The 20,029-nt window shown below is 72.8% G+C and carries 14 protein-coding genes; 9 read left to right on the top strand and 5 right to left on the bottom strand.

The window, feature by feature from the left end; translation table 11 throughout:
- Positions 1 to 29: 29 nt before the first annotated feature.
- Positions 30 to 1,346: an MFS transporter gene (locus tag ACWGPE_RS06575; RefSeq protein ID WP_231429785.1), complete on the bottom strand. Its 1,317-nt coding sequence runs from the start codon at positions 1,344 to 1,346 to the stop codon at positions 30 to 32.
- 169 nt (positions 1,347 to 1,515) lie between these two features.
- Here ACWGPE_RS06575 and ACWGPE_RS06570 point away from each other — a divergent pair, with 169 nt between their 5' ends.
- Positions 1,516 to 3,648, top strand: a complete 2,133-nt coding sequence (locus tag ACWGPE_RS06570) for a DEAD/DEAH box helicase (RefSeq protein ID WP_452048382.1) — start codon at positions 1,516 to 1,518, stop codon at positions 3,646 to 3,648.
- A 13-nt stretch (positions 3,649 to 3,661) separates the two neighbouring features.
- On the opposite strand, the gene ACWGPE_RS06565 is transcribed toward ACWGPE_RS06570, so the two are convergent.
- The 3 genes from ACWGPE_RS06565 to ACWGPE_RS06555 form a co-directional block, all read right to left on the bottom strand.
- Complete coding sequence (locus ACWGPE_RS06565) at positions 3,662 to 4,786, bottom strand: hypothetical protein (protein WP_452048381.1); 1,125 nt, start codon at positions 4,784 to 4,786, stop codon at positions 3,662 to 3,664.
- Between the two features lie 106 nt (positions 4,787 to 4,892).
- Positions 4,893 to 5,678: a hypothetical protein gene (locus tag ACWGPE_RS06560; protein WP_452048380.1), complete on the bottom strand. Its 786-nt coding sequence runs from the start codon at positions 5,676 to 5,678 to the stop codon at positions 4,893 to 4,895.
- Positions 5,679 to 5,773: 95 nt separating this feature from the next.
- A complete protein-coding gene (locus ACWGPE_RS06555; protein ID WP_452048379.1) occupies positions 5,774 to 8,113 on the bottom strand; it encodes a DEAD/DEAH box helicase in 2,340 nt (779 codons plus the stop codon).
- A 360-nt stretch (positions 8,114 to 8,473) separates the two neighbouring features.
- Between ACWGPE_RS06555 and ACWGPE_RS06550 the strand changes: the two genes are divergently transcribed.
- From ACWGPE_RS06550 to ACWGPE_RS06515, 8 genes are all read left to right on the top strand, one after another.
- Positions 8,474 to 11,293 (top strand): M14 family zinc carboxypeptidase, encoded by a 2,820-nt coding sequence (locus tag ACWGPE_RS06550; RefSeq protein ID WP_452048378.1) that lies wholly within the window; start codon positions 8,474 to 8,476, stop codon positions 11,291 to 11,293.
- 120 nt (positions 11,294 to 11,413) lie between these two features.
- Entirely contained in the window at positions 11,414 to 11,923 is a 510-nt protein-coding gene (locus ACWGPE_RS06545; RefSeq protein WP_275505259.1) for a GNAT family N-acetyltransferase, read from the top strand.
- Positions 11,924 to 12,018: 95 nt separating this feature from the next.
- The gene (locus tag ACWGPE_RS06540) at positions 12,019 to 13,152 is read left to right on the top strand and encodes a hypothetical protein (RefSeq protein ID WP_275505258.1); all 1,134 of its coding nucleotides are present in this window, start codon (positions 12,019 to 12,021) and stop codon (positions 13,150 to 13,152) included.
- Between the two features lie 66 nt (positions 13,153 to 13,218).
- Complete coding sequence (locus ACWGPE_RS06535) at positions 13,219 to 14,262, top strand: alpha/beta hydrolase (protein ID WP_275505257.1); 1,044 nt, start codon at positions 13,219 to 13,221, stop codon at positions 14,260 to 14,262.
- Between the two features lie 72 nt (positions 14,263 to 14,334).
- Positions 14,335 to 15,315 carry a YihY/virulence factor BrkB family protein gene (locus tag ACWGPE_RS06530; RefSeq protein ID WP_231429776.1) on the top strand — a complete coding sequence of 327 codons (981 nt, stop codon included), beginning with the start codon at positions 14,335 to 14,337 and terminating at the stop codon, positions 15,313 to 15,315.
- A 148-nt stretch (positions 15,316 to 15,463) separates the two neighbouring features.
- The gene (locus tag ACWGPE_RS06525) at positions 15,464 to 16,726 is read left to right on the top strand and encodes a sensor histidine kinase (protein WP_452048377.1); all 1,263 of its coding nucleotides are present in this window, start codon (positions 15,464 to 15,466) and stop codon (positions 16,724 to 16,726) included.
- Positions 16,723 to 17,397 carry a response regulator gene (locus tag ACWGPE_RS06520; protein WP_452048376.1) on the top strand — a complete coding sequence of 225 codons (675 nt, stop codon included), beginning with the start codon at positions 16,723 to 16,725 and terminating at the stop codon, positions 17,395 to 17,397. Before ACWGPE_RS06525 ends, ACWGPE_RS06520 begins: the two co-directional genes overlap by 4 nt.
- A gap of 82 nt (positions 17,398 to 17,479) precedes the next feature.
- Positions 17,480 to 18,832, top strand: coding sequence for an acyltransferase family protein (locus ACWGPE_RS06515; RefSeq protein ID WP_452048375.1), 1,353 nt, complete (start codon positions 17,480 to 17,482; stop codon positions 18,830 to 18,832).
- Positions 18,833 to 18,937: 105 nt separating this feature from the next.
- Here ACWGPE_RS06515 and ACWGPE_RS06510 read toward each other — a convergent pair whose 3' ends face one another.
- Positions 18,938 to 19,972 (bottom strand): YeiH family protein, encoded by a 1,035-nt coding sequence (locus ACWGPE_RS06510; RefSeq protein ID WP_275505255.1) that lies wholly within the window; start codon positions 19,970 to 19,972, stop codon positions 18,938 to 18,940.
- Positions 19,973 to 20,029 lie beyond the last annotated feature (57 nt).

Raw genomic sequence — 20,029 nt, 5'->3', positions numbered from 1 at the left:
GCCCCGAGGCATCCGTGCTCGTCGACGGTTCAGTCGAGCAGGTCGACGTCCTTCGTCTCCTTCACGAGCGAGACGCCCACGAGCGAGATGACGGCGGCGATCGCGATGTAGACGCCGATCGTCCACGAGGCGTGGAACTGGTTCATGAGCGCCTCGGCGATCATCGGGGCGAACGCGCCGCCGAGGATCGCGCCGAGCGCGTACCCGATCGAGACGCCCGAGTACCGCACGTTCGCCGGGAACATCTCGGCGTAGAGCGCCGCCTGCGGCCCGTACGAGAGGCCCAGCCCGAACGTCATGACGAACAGCGCGACGAAGTACCAGAGGATCTCGCCCGTGTCGATGAGGAACCACATCGGCACGGCCCAGAGCGCGAGGAAGACGTAGCCGATCTGGAACGTGCGCACGCGACCCAGCCGGTCGGAGACCCGGCCGCCCCAGAGGGTGAAGATCAGCCAGCCGAACGAGGCGAGGGTCGTCGCGAGCAGCACCGTCGGGCGGTCCATGCCGAGCGCCGTGACCGCGTAGGTCGCGAAGTACGCGATCAGCAGGTAGCCGGCCGCGTTGTTCGCGATGAAGATGACCGCCGTGAGCACGACCTGCTTCGTGTTCTTGCGGAACAGCTGGCCGAGCGGGGCCGAGGCCTCCTTGCGGCGGCGCAGCAGCTCCTCGAACACCGGGCTCTCCTCGACGGCCTTGCGGATGACGTAGCCGACGATGATCAGCACGATCGAGAGCAGGAACGGGATGCGCCATCCCCACGCCATGAACGCCTCGGGCGACATCGAGCTCGTGAGCACCCACAGCGTGAAGGTCGCGAGGATCATGCCGATCGGCACGCCGATCTGCGGGAAGGCGCCGAAGAACCCGCGCTTGCCGTTCGGCGCGTGCTCGACGGCCATGAGTGCGGCGCCGCCCCACTCGCCGCCCGCCGAGAAGCCCTGCAGGATGCGCAGCAGGATGAGCAGGACGGGCGCCGCGATGCCGATCGCGGCGTAGGTCGGCAGCACGCCGATGAGCGCGGTCGACAGGCCCATCATGACGAGCGTGAAGACGAGCATCTTCTTGCGGCCGAGCTTGTCGCCGAGGCGACCGGCGACGACGGCGCCGAGCGGGCGGAACAGGAACGAGATGCCGATCGTCGCGAACGAGAGCACCTGGGCGAGGCCCGGGTTCGACTCGGCGACGGGGGCGAGGAAGAGCGGCGCGAGCACGAGGCCGGCGGCCTGCGCGTAGATGAAGAAGTCGTACCACTCGATCGAGGTGCCGACGAGGGTGCCGGCGAGGACCTTGCGTTCTTCGGCCGTGGTGCTTCCGGCCCGGGGGCGGTCGGTGACAGCGGTCATGCGAACTCCGTTGTTCAGGGGGCGGGCGGGGACAGGCCGGCCGGCGCGACCGGGACGCGTCGCGCCGGAGACCTATTTCCTGACCGATTGTTCGGTAGGGAATCCAGAGCGTATCGCATCCGGCCGCCCGTGCGGAAGGCTGTCAGCGGCATCGGGCAGGCTTGAGGGCATGAGCGACCTGCGTCCGTCCGCCCTCGAAGCCCTGCGCGAGCTCGTCGGCCGCGACGACGCCGTCTTCCACGACGGCCAGTTCGAGGCGATCCAGGCGCTCGTCGAGGGGCGGCGTCGCGCCCTCGTGGTGCAGCGCACCGGCTGGGGCAAGTCGGCGGTCTACTTCGTCGCGACGCTCCTGCAGCGGCGCGCCGGCGCCGGCCCCACCCTGCTCGTCTCCCCGCTCATCGCGCTCATGCGCGACCAGATCGCCGCCGCCGAGCGAGCAGGCGTGCGCGCAGTGGCCATCAACTCGACGAACGCGCACGAGTGGCGCGACGTCGAGCAGCAGCTCGCGGCCGACGAGGTCGACGTGCTGCTCGTCTCCCCCGAGCGCCTCAACAACCCGGCGTTCCGCGAGACGCAGCTGCCGGCGCTCGTCGAGCGCATCGGCCTGCTCGTCGTCGACGAAGCGCACTGCATCAGCGACTGGGGGCACGACTTCCGTCCCGACTACCGCCGGCTCCGCGAGCTCATCGCCCGGATGCCGGCCGACGTGCCCGTGCTCGCGACCACGGCGACCGCGAACAGCCGCGTCGTCGCCGACGTGGCCGAGCAGCTGGGGGCGACGACGGGCGGTCCGGCGCCCGCCTCCCGCCCTGATGCGGATGCCGCGGCCGGCGTGCTCACCATCCGCGGTCCGCTCGCCCGCGCCTCACTGCGGCTCGGCGTGCTGCGGCTGCCCGATTCGCCGAGCCGGCTGGCGTGGCTGCTGAACCACCTCGACGACCTGCCGGGCTCCGGCATCATCTACACCCTCACGGTCGCCGCGGCGAACGACACCGCACGCCTGCTGCGCGAGCACGGCCACGCCGTGCGCGCCTACACGGGCCAGACCGACCCCGACGAACGCGCCGAGTCCGAGACGATGCTGAAGCGCAACGAGGTCAAGGCGCTCATCGCGACGAGCGCGCTCGGCATGGGCTTCGACAAGCCCGACCTCGGTTTCGTGCTGCACCTCGGCGCTCCATCGTCACCCGTCGCCTACTACCAGCAGGTCGGCCGCGCGGGGCGGGCGACCGAGTCGGCCGACGTGCTGCTCATGCCCGGCACCGAAGATCCCGACATCTGGCACTACTTCGCCACCGCGTCGATGCCCGATGAAGAGCGCGCGAGCCGCGTGATCTCGGCCCTCTCCTCCGACGCCCCGACCTCGACGCCGTCGCTCGAGGCCATGGTCGACATCCGGCGGACCCCGCTCGAGCTCCTGCTCAAGGTGCTCGACGTCGACGGGGCGGTGCGCCGGGTGCAGGGCGGCTGGGTCGCGACCGGTGCGCCATGGGTCTACGACGCCGACCGATACCGCCGCATCGCCGCAGAGCGCCTCGCCGAGCAGCAGCACATGCTCGAGTACGAGACGACCGACGGCTGCCGCATGGAGTTCCTGCAGCGCTCGCTCGACGACGACACGGCGACCCCGTGCGGCCGGTGCGACAACTGCGCGGGCGCCTGGTACCCGACGAGCGTCGGCGGCGAGGCATCCGCCGCCGCCCGGGGAGCGCTCGACCGGGTGGGCGTTCCGATCGAGCCGCGCGCGCAGTGGCCCACCGGCGCCGACCGCCTGGGCGTACCGGTGAAGGGCCGCATCGCGCCCGAGGCGCGAGCCGCCGAGGGGCGGGCGCTGGCCCGGCTCACCGACCTCGGCTGGGGCGGCACGCTGCGCGAGCTGTTCGCGGCCGGCGCCCCCGATGCACCGGTGCCGCCCCGCGTGCTCGACGGCTGCGTGCGGGTGCTCGCCGAGTGGGGTTGGGCCGAGCGCCCGGTGGCCGTGGTCGCGATGCCGTCGCGCTCGAAGCCGCAGCTGGTCGATTCACTCGCGCGCGGCCTCGCCGAGGTGGGGCGGCTGCCCTACCTCGGTGCGCTCGAACTCGTCGACGGCGGTCCGACCGGCCAGCCGGGCGGCAACAGCGCGTTCCGGCTCGCGGGCGTGTGGCAGCGCTTCAGCGCCGGCGGGCTCGGTGTGCCGGCTGGGCCGGTGCTGCTCGTCGACGACCAGGTCGACAGCCGATGGACCCTGACGGTCGCCGCACGCGAACTCCGCGCAGCCGGGGCGACCGAGGTGCTGCCCTTCGCGCTGGCGGTGCGAGGGTAGCGGGCGCGCTGCGTCAGTACGTCTGGTGCACGATCGCCTGCGCGACGGCGGACGCGCCGTCGCCCTGGATCCGGTAGAGGCTGTCACCCACGACGACGTAGGCGGGCGACGACGGTCCGTCGTCGTATCCACGGACGACCGCCTCCGCCGTCGACCCCGCGGGTACGTCGGCGAGCTCGATCGGCTCGAACGCCACGTCGCCGTCGGGCTCGCGCAGGCGCTCGAAGAGCGGCCCGAATCCGCGGGCGGTCGTGATCGAGACGAGCGGCACGGCTCCGCCATCCACGACGAGGTCGCAGTCGAAGGCACGGGCCGCCGCCTCGACGGCGCCCGTGAAGCCCTCGACCGGCGCGGTCGTCGCGTCGACCGTCGTGTATTCGACGGCGCTGCCGTCGGGAAGCTGCTCGGCCGCGACGATGCCCTGCTCGTCGAGCCCGCCGGTGCAGGCGGCCTCGCCCTCGCGCGACGGCATCGCCGGCCAGGCGAGCTGCTCGGGCGACGCGCCCGCGATGCTCGTGAAGACCGGCTCTGCGGCGGCGGCGAGGCGGTCGAGCATGTCGCCACCGGGCACGCCGAGGAAGCGCGATCCCGCACCGGTCAGTCCGGCGGCGCTGACGCTCAGCCGCACCCACGCGTCGCCCACCGGAGCCGACAGCCGCCACCCGCTGTCACCGGCGGCGATCGATGCGGTGATCCCGGCCACGTCACGGGTATCGGTCGACGGGGCGTCACCGGCCCACTCGGGTTGCCACTCGCCGGCCGCCCCGGGGAGCACGTCGACGCGCAGGTACGCCCAGTCGGAGCCGTTGCCGTACTCCGGCATCCCGCTGCCGACCCGCCACGAACAGGGCAGGCCGCCGACGCCCTCGAGCAGGACGCCGGTGAAGACGTCGTGCTCGTACGCCGCGGCGACGGGCTCGACCGGGGTGCCGTCGCCGCCCTCGAGGGTCGCCGCGACGAGCTCGGGCGCGACGAGGTCGTCGCACTCGAGCGGCGTCGCGACGGGCTCGGGAGACGCGGCGGCCGTCGGGTCGGGAGAAGCCGCGGGTGCCGGCTCGGGGGTGCATCCGGCGAGGCCGGCGACGAGGACGGCGGTCGCGACGACTCCGGCGAACAGTTCGAGACCCGATGAGCGCATGGGTCCGAACATAGCGCGCCGGTGGGGTCGGCGGATCAGGGTGTGCACGGTGACGGGCGCGGCATCCTGCCCTCACCCGCCCCGTCTTCCCGCCGTCCGCGACGGCTCACTCCCCGGTGGAGTCCTCAGGGGCGGCGGGCGTCTCCGTCGGAGCGGGCTCCTCGGTCGGGACGGGCGCCTCGGTCGGAGTCGGCGTGCTCGGCGGCCCGAAGAGCCGCCACGATCCGGCGGCGCATTCGTAGAACTGCACGGTCGAGGTGTCGATGTAGACGTCGCCGTTCGTCGTGCACGTGTCGGCCGCCGGAGCGCCGACGCCGAGCAGGACCTGGGTCCCCGGAGTGCCGGCTTCGCCTTGCGCTCCCTGCTCGCCCTGCTCGCCCTGCTCGCCCTGCTCGCCCTGCTCGCCCTGTTCGCCCTGCGCGCCGGTCGCACCCGTCTTTCCGGTGGCGCCCGTCAGGTTCTCGGCGGCCGACTCGCGGATGTTGCCGACGAGCGTCCACTCGCCGTCCTCGAAGAGGTACACGTCGGAGGTGGTGATGTCGATGTAGACGTCGCCCTCGTAGCCCTTGCCGGCCTCGGGCGCCCCGCTGCCGGCGCGAACGGCCGATCCCGCGGGCAGGATCTCCTCGAGCGCCTCTTCGTAGGCGGCCTCGTCGACCGTCGCCGTCGGCGTCGGGCTGGGAGCCGCGGCCGTCGAGTCACCGGATCGAGCGAGCCATGAGCCGAGGAACGCCGCGACGAACGACAGCACGACGATGACGACGCCGAACCAGATGAGCATCGAACGCGTCGCGGCCGCGGGTGGAGCCGCAGTCGCGGCACCGGCGGGCGCGCCGGCCGGTGGCGCACCACCCTCGGACGGAGCAGGGGTCGAGGTCGGTTCGTCGGTCATGCGGTTGCGCCTCCCCAGCGCGCTCCCGCCCGAGCCCGGGCGGCCGCGCCGGGGAGTCGCGTCGCGCTCATGCTAGCGCCGCGACTCCCGCGGGCTCAGGAGGCGGGCTCGACGTCAGTCGTGTCGGCCACTGACGCGGTCACGTCGGACGACTCGACCTCGACGACCTCGACCGTCTCGACCTCGACCGCGGCGGCACCGCGCTCGAGCTCGCCGTGCAGGTCGTCGCCGAGGCGCACGTCGACGAAGTCGACGTCGATCTCGGCGCGACCGAGCAACTCGCTCATGCGACGCTGACGGTTGCGCGGGATGAGGGTGACGACGCGACCCTCCTTGCCGGCGCGGCCGGTACGGCCCGCACGGTGCAGGTAGGTCTTGTACTCGTCGGGCGCGTCGGCCTGGATCACGAGGTCGATGTCGTCGACGTGGATGCCTCGCGCCGCGACATCCGTCGCGACGAGCACGTCGACGCGACCGCTCGTGAGCTGGTGCAGGTTGCGCGTGCGCTTGGCCTGGTTGAGGTCGCCGTGGAGGGCGACCGCGCGGATTCCGTAGTCCTCGAGGTGGTCGGTCAGGTCCTCCGCGAAGGCGCGGGTGCGGCTGAACACGAGGGTCTTGCCCTCGCGCTGCGCGAGCTGGGCGACGATGTCGCGCTTGTCGCGGTTGTCGATGACGAACACGCGGTGGTCGATCGTCGACGAGGCCTGGTCTTCACCGGCGACCTCGTGCACGGCCGGCTCGACGAGGAATTCGTCGACGAGGGCGGCGACGCCCTTGTCGAGGGTCGCCGAGAACAGCAGCTTCTGGCCGCCGGGGGCGGTACGACGGATGATGCGCTGCACCGGCTCGAGGAACCCGAGGTCGCACATGTGGTCGGCCTCGTCGAGCACCGTGATGACGACCTCCGAGAGGTCGAGGCGGCCCTGCTCGATCAGGTCCTCGATGCGACCGGGGGTGCCGATCACGATGTCGACGCCGCGCTGCAGCGCACCGACCTGGCGCCCCTGCGGCACGCCGCCGTAGATCTGGGTCGTGAAGAGGCCGACACTCTGCGCGATCGGCTGCACGGTGCGGTCGATCTGCAGCGCGAGCTCGCGGGTCGGGGCGAGGATGAGGGCGCGGGGCTTGCGGCCCATCTGGCGGCGTCCGCCGGCCTTGCCCGACTCGGTCCAGAGCTGCATGAGCCGCTCGACCGCGGGGGCGCCGAACGCGATCGTCTTGCCCGAGCCGGTCTTGCCCCGGCCGAGCACGTCGCGGCCCTCGAGCACGACGGGGATCGTCGCGGCCTGGATCGGGAAGGGCGACTCCGCCCCGAGCTCGCGGAGCGCGCGGACGACGTTGCCGCCGAGGCCGAGATCGGCGAAGTCCACACCCTCGACGGCGTCGGCCTGGATGGCCTCGGCCTCGAGGCGCTCGAGCACGACGTCGTCGTTCGACGAGAAGCGCGGCGCCGCGTCGCGAGCGGGGAAGAAGTTCGAGGGCCGGCGACCGGAGTCGCGGAAGCCGGGCCGGTCGAACTCGCGACGCTGGCCGCGATCGTCGCGGCCATGGACGCGCGCGGGGCGGTCGTCGCGGTCGAAGCGGCGCGGTGCACGATCGTCGCGATCGTGCGAGCGGGCCGGGCGGTCGTTGCGGTCGTACGAACGCGGGGCGCGGTCGTTGCGGTCATGCGAGCGCGGCGCACGGTCGTCGCGATCGAAGCGGCGCGGAGCCCGATCGTCCCGATCGTAGGAGCGGGCCGGACGGTCGTTGCGGTCGTTGCGGTCGAACGAACGCGGGGCGCGGTCGTCACGATCGTAGGAGCGGGCCGGACGGTCGTTGCGGTCGTTCCGGTCGAACGAACGCGGAGCGCGGTCGTCGCGATCGTACGAACGGGCGGGACGGTCGTTCCGGTCGTTCCGGTCGAACGAACGCGGAGCGCGCTCGTCACGATCGTACGAACGAGCCGGACGGTCGTTCCGGTCGTTCCGGTCGAACGAACGCGGAGCGCGGTCGTCACGATCGTACGAACGAGCCGGACGGTCATTCCGGTCGTTCCGGTCGTTCCGGTCGAACGAACGCGGAGCGCGATCGTCACGATCGTACGAACGGGCCGGACGGTCCTCGCGGTAGTGGGGGCGCGCGGGGCGGTCGCCGTATCGACGGTCGTCGCGCGAGCGCGGGTCCCGGGACGCACCGCTGCGCTCGGCTCCCCGACCGGCCGAGGAATCGGCGCGGCCCTCGCGGTCGGCACGGTGCGGTGAGCGGCCCGAGGCGACGCGCTCGTCGCGCGACCAGCGCTCCTTGCGGGGCGCCTCCTCCTCGGGACGGTAGCCACGGTGGCCGGGGCTGCGCGATCCGGCCTTCTGCGTTCCGCGACCCTTGCCGCCCTTCGCGTACGACGGGTCGAAGTTGGCGGCGGGACGGCCGCCCTTGGGCTTCTTGTTCTTGGGCATGGTGATGACTTCCTGGGTTGTACGAGAGGTACATGGCGGCGCAGCTGCGAGCGCAGCACGCCGAGAACCCGGAACATCGTCGACCGGGGCCGTTCACATACGGTGACTATCCGAGACCAGTCGCCCCGGAACCGGCCCTTTTGACTCACAAACCCATCCGCGCGAACGCGGTGTCAAGAACCGACCCGTCGAGAATACCGGAATCCGGCTGGGAAACCTCCGTGCAGCGCGCGAAACCGGGATCGACCACCGGTTCCGCCTTCGCCAGTGGGCCGAAAGGAGGACTATCCCCCGAACGGGGGCGCTGGCAGACTCGGCCACGGGCCGCCCCCCGTGGCCTGTTCTGGAGGGAACTGTCCAATGAAGCACACCGAACTCCGTCTGACACGCGCGACCGCGCTGTTCGCGAGCGCCCTGCTGATCCCCGCCGTCGCGGTGGTCCCAGCGGCGGCCGCAGCGGCCTCGCCGCAGACCTCCGCCTTCGCCGCGGCATCCGCGACGGCCGACTGCTCGGCCGACCCGAACGCCCGGCTCGATTCCGTCCCGTCGCCGGAGGACGCGCTCGGCACGCCGCTCGGCCTCGGCCAGGCCGAGCCGGTCACGGTCGACCAGATCCAGGCGTACGTCGCCGCGATCGACGCCGCCAGCGACCGGGTCGTCTCGGGCACCGTCGCGACGAGCAACGGGGGCGAGGAGATGCCCTACGCGATCGTGTCGAAGTCGGCGAACGTCACGAAGCCGGCGCTCGACAAGATCGCCAGGCAGATCCGCGAACTGCGCGATCCGCGTGCGCTGAACGACGCGAAGGCGGCCGAGTACGCCGACGAGCTGCCCGCGATCGCGTGGATCGCCGGCAACGTGCACGGCGGCGAGAAGTCGGGCGCCGATGCTGCGCTCAAGACGCTCTACGAGCTGTCGTCGGGCCTGTCGTGCGACGTCGAGAACCGGCTCGACAACCTGATCACGGTCATCATGCCGACGCAGAACCCCGACGGTCGCAACGCGAACCGCCGCCAGAACGACTTCGGCTTCGACCTCAACCGCGACTGGTTCGCGCGCACCCAGGTCGAGACCGACGCCAAGCTCGAGCTGCTGCGGGCCTTCCCGCCGCAGGTCTTCATCGACGCCCACGAGATGGGCGGCCGCCAGTACTTCTTCCCGCCGAACGCCGACCCGATCCACCACGAGATCGCCGACCAGCCGGTCGACTGGATCAACCGCATCGGCGCCGAGAACGCCGAGACGTTCACGGAGAACTACAACGGCATCTGCACCGACACGGTCACGACCGAGTGCTACTTCAACTACCGCTCGTACGACATGTTCTACATGGGGTACGGCGACACGGTGCCCGCGACCGGGTTCGGTGCGGCCGGCATGACCTATGAGAAGGGGTCGGCGTCGGCGACCGAGGACCGGGTGCAGCAGCAGTTCCTCACGCAGTGGGCGACGACCGGTTGGGCTGCCGACAACCGGCACGAGATCCTGTCGAGCTGGTACCAGATCTGGAAGACCGCGCTCGCCGAGGGCGAGGCCGGCACGCTCGAGCCCAACGAGGTCGTGCAGCCGACGAACACCGTGCAGTTCCCGGTGCCCGACCTGACGGTGCGCAGCTATTTCCTGCTGCCCGACCGGCAGCTCGGCGACGTGCGCGAGCTCGTCGACCGGCTGCGCCGCATGGACGTCGAGGTCTACGAGGTCCAGAAGCCCCTGACCCTCGACTCCGCGCGCCTGTTCGGCGGCCGCGACGCCTCCGAGGTGACGGTGCCGGCCGGCTCCTACTGGATCCCCATGGCCCAGCCGCAGAAGCACTGGATCCAGGCGACGCTGGGTGAGGACCCGTACGTGCCGTTCCCGTACTTCTACGACGTCTCGTCGTGGAGCAACCCGCTGCTGGCGGGCATGAACGCCCTCTCGACCGGCGACGAGGTCACGCCCAAGGCGAAGCGCGTGACCGACACCTCGGGCGGCATCGCGAACACGGCGAAGAAGGGCGAGGCGTACGCCTACCCGCTCGACTCCTCGAAGGCGGCCGACCTGACGTTCGCCCTGCTGGGCGAGGGCGCCGAGCTGCAGCGCACGGCCGACGGGCTCGTCGTCGTGCCGCCGTCGGCGATGCGCTCGGTCGACCTCGACCGTCTGGCGCGATCGTTCGGCATCAGCCTCACGAACACGACGGCGCCGACGGATGCCTCGCCGCTCGGCCTGCCCGACGTCGGCCTGTTCGGCGGCACCGGCATCTCGCTCACGGCGGGATCGCACGGCGAGACGCGGTTCGTGCTCGGCGAGCGCTGGGGGCTCGACCTCGCGCCGGTGACGACGGCCGACATCAACGACAACACGGCGGCGTTCACCGACCGCGACGTGCTCGTCGTGCCCGACGGCTCGAACGCGACGGGCGGGCTCACCGCGACCGGTCAGGCGAACCTCAAGGCCTGGGTCGAGGACGGCGGCGTCTACCTGGGCTTCCGCAACGAGGGCACCCGCGTGGCGCGTTCGGCGGGGCTCACGAGCACGACCGAGCGGGCGAAGCCGGCGGGCTACCAGGTCGTCGGCTCGCACTTCCGGGTCGACACGGATGCCTCGAGCGCGATCGGCCTCGGACGCCCCGACGAGGACTTCGCGTTCAACAACGGCGACCCGATCCTCGAGCCGTCGACGACGGGCACGAACGTGGTGACCTACCCGACGGGCGACACGTTCTGGACGAACGGCTACTCGGTCGGCGCCGACGCGCTCCGCGGTTCGGCCGCGGTCGTCGACGAGCCGGTCGGGTCGGGGCACGCGGTGCTCTACGCCTTCAATCCGCTGTTCCGCGCGTACAACGACTCGGGCATGCAGCTCGTCGCGAACGCGCTGCTCATGCCGGCGGGCGAGACCGCGGCGTCGTCGAACCGGGCGACCGCCGCCCGTGAGGCCGCGCAGGCGGCACCGGTCGCAGCCGACCTCGGCGGCGAGTGGCGCCCGATCTCGATCACGGTGGCGCCGAACGACGCGAAGAAGGTCACCGCGCTCGTCGCGGAGTACGCCGACGACGCGACCAGGGCGACCGCCGGGGGCAGCACGGTGTTCACGATCGCGAACCCCGACGGGCTGAGCGCCGACGAGCACCCCTTCCTGCGCGAGCTCGTGCAGCGCATCCACGACGCGGGCGTCACCCCCCAGGCGATCGTCGGCTGAGGCCGCAGCCGCCTGTTCGGACGGCGTCGGCTCCGCGATCCGGTATCGCGGGGCCGACGCCGTGCAGCCGGGCGTCCGCCGTGAAACCTGCGCGAAACGCGCGGTCCGTACGCTCGTCGCATGCCGGCCGAACGACCCAGCACCGAAGCATCCGTCGCGATCTCGATCGAGCCGCCCCGACAGCCCGAGGTGGAGCGCCTGCTCGAGGGCAGCACCGAGTATTCGCGCAGCCTGTACCCGCCTGAGGCGTGCTTCCTGCTCGACGTCGCCCAGCTCGAGCGACCCGAGGTGCGGCTGTACGTCGCGCGCGACGCGCTCGGCGCCGCCGTCGGCATCGCGGCACTCGTCGACGAGACGCCGGGCGATGCCGCGGGCAGGCGCGGCGAGCTGAAGCGCATGTTCGTCGATCCGGCCGGACGCGGACTCGGCATCGCGGGCGCCCTGCTCACGCGAATCGAGGCCGACGCGGCCTCCCGCGGCCTCGGCGAGATCGTGCTCGAGACGGGGCCGCGGCACCTGCCCGCGCTCGCCCTCTACGAGAAGCACGGGTACCGGCGGATCGAGCAGTTCGGCCAGTACATCGGCGAGGAGTTCAGCGTGTGCATGGCGAAGGAGCTCACCCCGGCCTGAGCATCGCGCCGCGGGCGAATGAGCAATCGCTACCCATCCGCGCTCGAGGCGCGCCGGGCCATCGTGGGAGCCGAACCCGCGAAAGGACCCGCACCATGCTCCGCCTCCTCTCCGCCATCGGACTCGGCGCCGCCGCCGGCGGCCTGATCGGCTGGATCGCGACCGGCGACCCGCGCTACTCGATGTTCTGGGGCATCGCCCTCACGATCGGGCTGCTCGCCGGCACCGCGTCGGTCTTCACGACGAGCCGCCGTGCGGTCGCCGCCGCGACCGACCCGACGGGCGAGCTCGCCCTCGCCCGGGTCGAACGCATCCGCCGGACCGGCATGACGATCAACGACCAGCCGCAGTGCGAGCTCGTGCTCACCGTGGCGCCTCGTCACCGCGCGGCCTATACGACCGTGCACCGCGAGATCGTCGACCTCGTCGCGCTGCCGCGCCTGCAGCCGGGCTGCGTGGTCGTGGTGCGCCGGCCGGTCGAGTCGAAGGCGAACGTCGTGCTCGTGATGGACCCGCCCGACGACTGGGAGCGGCTGCGGGAGGCCGAGCGGCTGCGCGCCGGCGCCGATCGCACCATCCCGCTCGCCGCCACCGCGCAGGCCTGGCCGAGCGAGCCCGAGACCCTGCTCGGCGTTCCGAAGGCGACGTCGAATCCGTTGCACGCCGTCGTCTTCGCGCTCGTGCTCGTCATCGCCGCCGCGGCGACGCTCGTGCCCGCGTACGGCACGATCGGCCGATCGATCACGGCGATCGCGGCAGGCGACCCGGCCGCCGCCGGAGTCGTCGAGGGCGACCGGCACGACGAGATCGTCGACGCGCTCGTGCGCGAGGTCGGCGGACCGCAGTTCACGAGCGTCGGCTTCTACGACGGCTACGCCCTCGCGACCGCGCCGTCGACACCCGGTGCGCTCACGATCGACGACTACCAGTACCGGTACGACCGCACCGAGCACCAGGGGCCCGAGCTCATCCAGCCCGATGATCCGGCCGCCGAGCTGTTCGACGTCACCGCCGTCGACTTCACGCAGGTCCGGGAGCTCATCGCGGCGGCGCAGCACGAGAGCGGCATCGCCGACCCCGAGTCGGTGATCGTGCGGTTCCAGCGGGCCGGGGTCGCCGACGAGTCGGGCAGCCGGCCGGTGCAGGCGATGGTCCTCCTCGACTCCGCGTACGAGGACGCGTCCGTGACGTTCGACGCGACGACGGGAGCGGTGGTCTCACGGTCTTGAGCAAGCGTTTCCAGATCGGCCGATCGTGGGTTAGCATCGCTCCACCCCTGAATCCCGGAGCCCGGTGTGACCTCGACCCGACGCACAGGCGGCTCCGGCGTCCGCCGCAAGCGGGTCGCGGTGGCCGCAGCGGCCGTGACGGCCGCGATCGTGGGCATCGTCGCGCTCTCCGGCTTCCACCAGCAGCTGCGCGAGATCGACCCGCCCGGCCCCGATGCCGCGAGCGAGGTCGTCGGTGACGAGATCATCGGCATCCGCACGTTCACGCCGCCCGAGGGGCTGCAGGTCGACGCCGACCTCGAGTACGGCGTCCGCGAGGACGGCACGCTGCTGACGCTCGACGTGTGCCGGCCGGCCGCCCCGGTCGAAGGACCCGAGCAGGCGCCCGCCACGACGGCGACGTCGCTGCTCCCGGCCGTCGTCTCGATCCACGGCGGCAGCTGGACCCGCGGCGACAAGGCGAACACCGACTGGCGCAACGTCTGCATGTGGCTCGCCAGCGAGGGCTTCGTCGCCGTCTCGGTGAACTACCGGCTGGTGCCCGACACCGTCTTCCCCGGGGCGATCGACGATGTCGCCCTCGCCGTCGAGTGGCTGCGCGCACCCGAACAGGTCGAGCGGTTCGGCATCGACCCGGCTCGCATCGGCGCGTTCGGCGGTTCGGCGGGCGGCAACCTCGCCGCGCTCCTCGGCACGACCGGCGACGGCGCGCTCGACGCGGGGTCCCGCGTCGCCGCGGTCGCCGAGCTCTCGGGCCCGGTCGGACTCGGCTCGGCCGCGCTCGACGCCGACGGGGCATCCGACTGGTTGCGGGGCATCGTCGCCGACTACCTGGGGTGCGAACCTCGCGCCGCCGACGCGCACTGCCCGCAGGCGATGGATGCCTCGCCGGCGATGCACGTCGACCCGAGCGACCCGCCCGTGTTCATCGGGCACTCCGAGCACGAGATCGTGCCGCTCGGGCAGTCGACGCGGTTCGCCGCCGTGCTCGAGGCCGCCGGCGTGCCCGTCGAGCTCGCGGTCGTGCCGGGCGGCGAGCACTCGATCGGCATCCTCGACGAGGCGCTGCGGGTGCGGGTCGCGGCGTTCCTGCACGCGCACCTGGGCTGAGCCGAGCGCCGCGCGCAACCCCCTCCCTCCGCGACCGACCGCGCCGTAGGCTCGGATCCGATCGGAGGCCGCATGCCCGACTCCCCCGTGCAGCTCTCGCGCGACGACTGGCGCGTCATCCTCACGCGCACCGCGCATGAGTACCGCATCAACCAGGTGCAGGACATCGCCGCCGCGCTCACCTTCTACGCAGTGCTCGCAGCGCTGCCGGCCCTGCTCGCCGCACTCGCCGCGATCGGGGTGTTCGGCAGTGCGGAGGCGGTCGTCGCGCTCGCACTCCGCGTCGTCGAGGAGCTCGGGGGCGCCGAGACGGTCGACGCCGTGCGCACCCCGCTCGAGCAGCTCCTGGATGCCTCGCACGCGGGCCTCGCGCTCGTGACGGGCCTGCTCGGTGCGCTGTGGGCGACGTCGGGCTACGTCGGCTCGCTCGGGCGAGGACTGAACCGCATCTACGGGGTCGAAGAAGGCCGCCCGTTCTGGGCGATGCGCCCGGCGATGCTCGCCGTCTCGGCGGCCCTCCTGCTGCTCGCGGCCCTCGCCGTGGTCGGCCTCGTCATCACCGGCCCGATCGCGACCGCGACGGCACGGGCGCTGGGGTTCGACGAGGGCGTCGCCTTCTGGTGGGACCTCGGCAAGCTGCCGCTGCTCGCCGCGATCGGCATCGTCGCGATCGCCCTGCTCTGCTGGGCGGCGCCGAACGTGCGACGACGCCACCTGCGCTGGTTCAGCGTCGGCGCGGTCGGGGCGCTCCTCGTCTGGGTCGCGGTGAGCGCATTGTTCGCCATGTACGTCTTCGGCGTCGGCTCGTACTCGCGCACCTACGGTGCGCTGGGCGGTGCGATCGCCTTCCTGCTCTGGGTGTGGCTGTCGAATCTCGCCCTGCTCTTCGGCGGGGTGCTCGACACCGAGGTCGAGCGCGCCCGGCAGCTGCGAGCCGGCGTCGTCGCCGAGGAGCAGGTGCAGCTGCCGCTGCGCGACGACCGCCTCATCGCGAAGAACCGCGAGGAGCGGCTGAACGACATGCGGGCGTCGCGGCACCTGCGGCTCGATTGAGCGGGCGCCCGACGAGGCCGGTGCTCGGGCACCCGTCGACGCGCGGCCATGCCCAGCGGAAGCCACCGCCCCCTACCGGAGTATCGCCCTGAGACCCCTCCGCCGAGGGATGTGCACCCCGACCGGCCGTGACAGGCTGGCTGGCACCATGAACCTCTCGCTGTCCACCACCCGGTCCGGCGGCGCACCCGCGCCGACCGACGCCGATCGGCGCCTCCGCGCTTGGGCGTGGCTCGCGACATCCGCGCTCGCCCTCGTGCTGTTCGCGGTCTCGGTGCCGCTCGCCGCGACCATCTACGGGGTGCACCTGCTCGGCGCCTTCGCGACCTGCCTCGCGCTCGCGGGGGCGCTGCCCCTCGCGATGCGGTTCCCGAGGACCGCCGCGGTCGTCGCGACCTGGGGCATCCTGATGTTCGCCCTGCTCTCGGCCGGGTCGGAGGGTGCTCCATGGCCGTGGCCGGTGACGACGATCATCGGCCAGACCGCCCTGCTGCTCGTGCTCGGCATGAACGGCATGAGCTGGTTCGGCATGTTCGTGGTCTGGCTCGCCGGCGTGGTCGTGACGGTGCCGTTCGCGTTCGTCGACGCCGGCGCGACCGCGAACGAGATCGCCGCGGCGAGCCTCACGGCGGTCGCGCTGCCGATCGCGCTCCTCATCGCGCAGCGACGGGTGATCGCGGGCGAGCTGTTCCGCGAGCGCGCCGTGTCGGCCGCCGAGCAGGAGCGGCGGGTGCTCGTCGAGGAGCGCAACCGCATCGCCCGGGAGCTCCACGATGTCGTGGCGCACGGGCTCTCGATCATCCACGTGCAGGCGACGAGCGCGCCGTACCGCGTCGACGGGCTGAGCGACGCGGCCCGCGCCGAGTTCGCCGAGATCGCCGAGTCGGCTCGCGTCGCCATGACCGAGATGCGGCAGCTGCTCGGCGTGCTGCGCAGCTCGGACTCGACCGCCGAGACGGCACCGCAACCGGGTCTCGACGACCTGCCCGCCCTCGTCGCCTCGGTCGAACGCGGCGGGGTGCCGGTGACCCTCGAGCTCGGCGACCGACTGCCCGAAGGCGGGCTCGCCGCGACGGCCGCCTTCCGCATCGTGCAGGAGGCGCTGAGCAACGTCGTCCGCCACGCGCCGGGGGCGTCGACCCATGTCTCCATCGAGGTGCTCGCCGACGAACTCGTCGTCGGCGTCGAGAACGAGGCGCCGCCCGCCGCGTCGCCGACCGCGGGCCCCGGGTCCGACGCCGGCTCCGAAGCCGATTCCTCGGGCGCGGGCGCTCACGGCGGGCACGGCCTCGTCGGCATCGACGAGCGCGCCGCCCTGCTCGGCGGGCGTGCCGAGCACGGACCGCGCCCGGGCGGCGGCTACCGTGTACTCGCGACCCTTCCGCTCGGGTCGGACGGAGGCCCGTGGTGACGATCTCGGTGCTCATCGCCGACGACCAGGCGATGGTGCGCGCCGGATTCGCCGCGGTGCTCGGCGCCCAGCACGGAATCGAGGTCGTCGGCCAGGCCGCCGACGGCCGTGAGGCGGTGGCGCTCGCGCACGAGCTGCGACCCGACGTCGTCGTCATGGACGTGCGGATGCCGCAGCAGAACGGCATCGAGACCACGCGCGCGCTGCAGTCGCCGCCGCGGAGCTCCGACTACGTTCCGAAGGTGCTCATGCTCACGACGTTCGACATCGACGAGTACGTCTACGACGCGCTGCGGGCGGGCGCGAGCGGATTCCTGCTGAAGGACGCGACGCCCGAAGAGCTCGTCGCCGCCGTGCGCGTCGTCGCCGGCGGCGATGCACTGCTCGCACCGAGCGTCACCCGTCGGCTGATCGAGGACTTCGCCCGCTCGGGCCCGCCGCCGAAGCCCGCCGGCAACCGGCTCGCCGCGCTGACCGAGCGCGAGCTCGAGGTGCTCACGCTCGTGGGGCGGGGCATGTCGAACACCGAGATCGCGGCGGCGCTCTTCATCGCCGAGCAGACCGTGAAGACGCACGTCTCGAAGATCCTGCAGAAGCTCGGCCTGCGCGACCGCGTGCACGCCGTCGTGCTCGCCTACGACACCGGCCTGGTCACCCCCTCGGCAGGCTGAGCCCCGCCGTACCCCGGTAGGGCCCGCGAACCGCTCCGCGGGGTGATGCCCCGGCGCCGACCGCGTTCGTAGCCTGCGGCACATGACCGACACGCTCGAACGCCAGCACGCGAGATCGACCCGCCCCGAGGCATCCACGAGGCCGCGCACCGGGGTGCGGCGCGATGCGAGCGTCGACGCGATCCGGGTGGTGCTGCTCGGCATGGTGTTCGTGCTGCACGCGATGATGGTCGGCGTCGGCGTCGGCCCCGACGGACCGGTGCTCGAGAACGCCCTCGAGCACCAGGCGTGGTTCGGCCCGGTCAGCTGGGTGGTGCAGATCATGCCGCTCTTCTTCATCGTCGGCGGATTCTCGAGCCTCACCCATTGGCGGTCGATGCGCGCCCGCGGCGCGACGCCCGCCGAGTACGTGGTCGCCCGGATCGAACGGCTGGTCCGCCCGGCCGTCGCGCTCGTGGCGGTCGTCTCGGGCTCGCTCGTCGCGCTCTCGCTCGCGGGCATGCCCGCCGAGCTCGTCGGCACCGCGGGGTTCCGCATCGGCCAGCCGCTGTGGTTCCTCGGCGTGTACCTCGCGGTGTCGGCGCTCGTGCCGGCCATGGTGCGGGCGCATGAGCGCGCCCCCGTGCTGGCGCCCCTCGCCCTGCTCGCCGGCGTCGTCGCGGTCGACGTCGTGCGGCTCTCGACCGGTGTCGACGCGATCGGCTTCGTCAACCTGCTGCTCGTGTGGCTGCTCGTGCAGCAGCTCGGATTCCACCTCGCCGACGGCGCCCTCGACCGGCTGGCCCGGCCGACGCTCGCGGGTATCGCGGGCGCCTCGCTCGCGCTGCTCGCGGTGCTCACCGTGGCCGGCCCCTACCCGGTCGACATGCTCGTGAACCTCAACCCGCCGACCGTCTGCCTCGTCGTGCTCGGCGTCGCGCAGCTCGCCCTCTTCCAGCTCGCACGCCCGCGCATCCGCGCGTGGGTCGAACGGCGGGATGCCGCGCGGCCGATCTCGTTCGTCGGGGAGCGGGCCATGACCGTGTACCTCTGGCACATGCCGGTGCTCGTCGGGCTCGCGGGCCTCGCCCTCATCGCGAACGCCGCGGTCGGGCTGCCGCTGCCCGAGCCGCTGAGCTTCGGCTGGTGGGCGAGCCGGCCCCTCTGGCTCGTCGTCGCCGCGGCGGTCGTCGCGATCGTCGTGCTCGTGTTCTCCCGCTTCGAGCGGACGAGCCGGCCGCGGGCCGGCGGGCGGAGCACTCGTGGCGCTGCGCCCGGCAACGGGGCGACCGCGATCGCGGCGGTCAGCGCCGTCGCGGGGGTCGCGGTGCTGCTCGTCGCCGGATTCGGCCCGCTGCCGGCGTTCCTCTCACTCGTGCTGCTGTGGTTCGCGAGACGGGCTCCGTCGCGGCCCGTGCGCCGCCCGGCGGTCCGCGTGTCACGGGCGATTCCGTAGGCGCCGAGCCTCTCGTGCGGGCGGCGGTCCCGCTGCCGACGATGTGGTCGAGTGGTCATGTGGTCGCGGCCGCCGACCGAGGACCGAAGACCGAAGACCGAAGACTCAGCCGACGAGCAGAACGCCACCGAGCGCGATGGCCGAGACGACGAGGGTCGACGCTCCGGCGAGTACGAAGGGCTTCACGCCGACCCGGCGGAACATGCTGAACCGCACGCCCGTGCCGAGCGCGAACATGGCCGCGGCGAGCAGCACGGTCTGCGCGACGCCGGCGCCCGCGACCACCTGGGGCGGCACGACGCCGAGGGACCGGATCGCCACCATGGCCACGAAGCCGACGACGAACAGGGGGACGAGCGGCGGCAGCTTGCCGCCGCGTGCGCCCGAGGCATCCTCGCCCGCCTTCGCGAGCGCACGGCGGCGCTGCAGGCCGATGACCGCCATGACCGGGGCGAGCATGAGCACGCGCGCGAGCTTCACGACGACCGCGACGCCGAGCGCGGTGCCGCCGAGGGCCCCGCCGATCGCGACCACCTGCGCGACCTCGTGCACCGACCCGCCGGCCCACATCCCCGCCTCGTCGGCGTCGAGGCCGATGAGCCCCGCGACGAACGGCACGATCGGGATCATGAGGGTGCCGAAGATCACGACGAGCGCGACGGCGGTGACGACCTCCTCCTCCTCGGCCTCGACGACGCCGTCGACCGCGGCGACCGCCGCCGCACCGCAGATCGAGAAGCCGCACGCGACGAGCAGTCGCTGCGTCGAGCCGATGCCGAGCCACCGGCCGATGAGGAGCGTCGCGGCGATGCCGCCGACGACGATCGCGATGACGACGACGACCATGCCGGGGCCCAGGGCGAGGATGTCTCCGACGACGAGCTGCAGGCCGAGCAGCACGATCCCGAGGCGCAGCAGCGGCTTCGCCGCGAACGCGATGCCGGGCTCGAGGCGCCTGGGCAGGCGCATCGTGTTCCGCACGACGACGCCCACGACGATGGCGACGAGCAGGGCGCTGATCGTTGGCACCACGAGGGTGACGGCGAGCGCGAGGCCGGCGACGACGGCGCAGAGCGCGAGGCCGGGCGCGAGCGTCGCGACCCGGGCGCCGAAGCGGCCGGCGAGGCGGCGACGGGGCATGGGGGCTGACCGGGGAGCGGGGGTGGGGCGGTACATCTCCTCCACGGTCGCAGGCGG

This window comes from Agromyces sp. NPDC055658 (assembly GCF_053618155.1).
This window is presented reverse-complemented; position numbering and strand designations above follow the sequence as displayed.

What these genes read in the sequence shown, in the direction of transcription:
- ACWGPE_RS06575 (WP_231429785.1), bottom strand. Translation starts at nt 1,346, where the DNA reads ATGACCGCTGTCACCGACCGCCCCCGGGCCGGAAGCACCACGGCCGAA.
- ACWGPE_RS06570 (WP_452048382.1), top strand. Translation starts at nt 1,516, where the DNA reads ATGAGCGACCTGCGTCCGTCCGCCCTCGAAGCCCTGCGCGAGCTCGTC.
- ACWGPE_RS06565 (WP_452048381.1), bottom strand. Translation starts at nt 4,786, where the DNA reads ATGCGCTCATCGGGTCTCGAACTGTTCGCCGGAGTCGTCGCGACCGCC.
- ACWGPE_RS06560 (WP_452048380.1), bottom strand. Translation starts at nt 5,678, where the DNA reads ATGACCGACGAACCGACCTCGACCCCTGCTCCGTCCGAGGGTGGTGCG.
- ACWGPE_RS06555 (WP_452048379.1), bottom strand. Translation starts at nt 8,113, where the DNA reads ATGCCCAAGAACAAGAAGCCCAAGGGCGGCCGTCCCGCCGCCAACTTC.
- ACWGPE_RS06550 (WP_452048378.1), top strand. Translation starts at nt 8,474, where the DNA reads ATGAAGCACACCGAACTCCGTCTGACACGCGCGACCGCGCTGTTCGCG.
- ACWGPE_RS06545 (WP_275505259.1), top strand. Translation starts at nt 11,414, where the DNA reads ATGCCGGCCGAACGACCCAGCACCGAAGCATCCGTCGCGATCTCGATC.
- ACWGPE_RS06540 (WP_275505258.1), top strand. Translation starts at nt 12,019, where the DNA reads ATGCTCCGCCTCCTCTCCGCCATCGGACTCGGCGCCGCCGCCGGCGGC.
- ACWGPE_RS06530 (WP_231429776.1), top strand. Translation starts at nt 14,335, where the DNA reads ATGCCCGACTCCCCCGTGCAGCTCTCGCGCGACGACTGGCGCGTCATC.
- ACWGPE_RS06525 (WP_452048377.1), top strand. Translation starts at nt 15,464, where the DNA reads ATGAACCTCTCGCTGTCCACCACCCGGTCCGGCGGCGCACCCGCGCCG.
- ACWGPE_RS06515 (WP_452048375.1), top strand. Translation starts at nt 17,480, where the DNA reads ATGACCGACACGCTCGAACGCCAGCACGCGAGATCGACCCGCCCCGAG.
- ACWGPE_RS06510 (WP_275505255.1), bottom strand. Translation starts at nt 19,972, where the DNA reads ATGCCCCGTCGCCGCCTCGCCGGCCGCTTCGGCGCCCGGGTCGCGACG.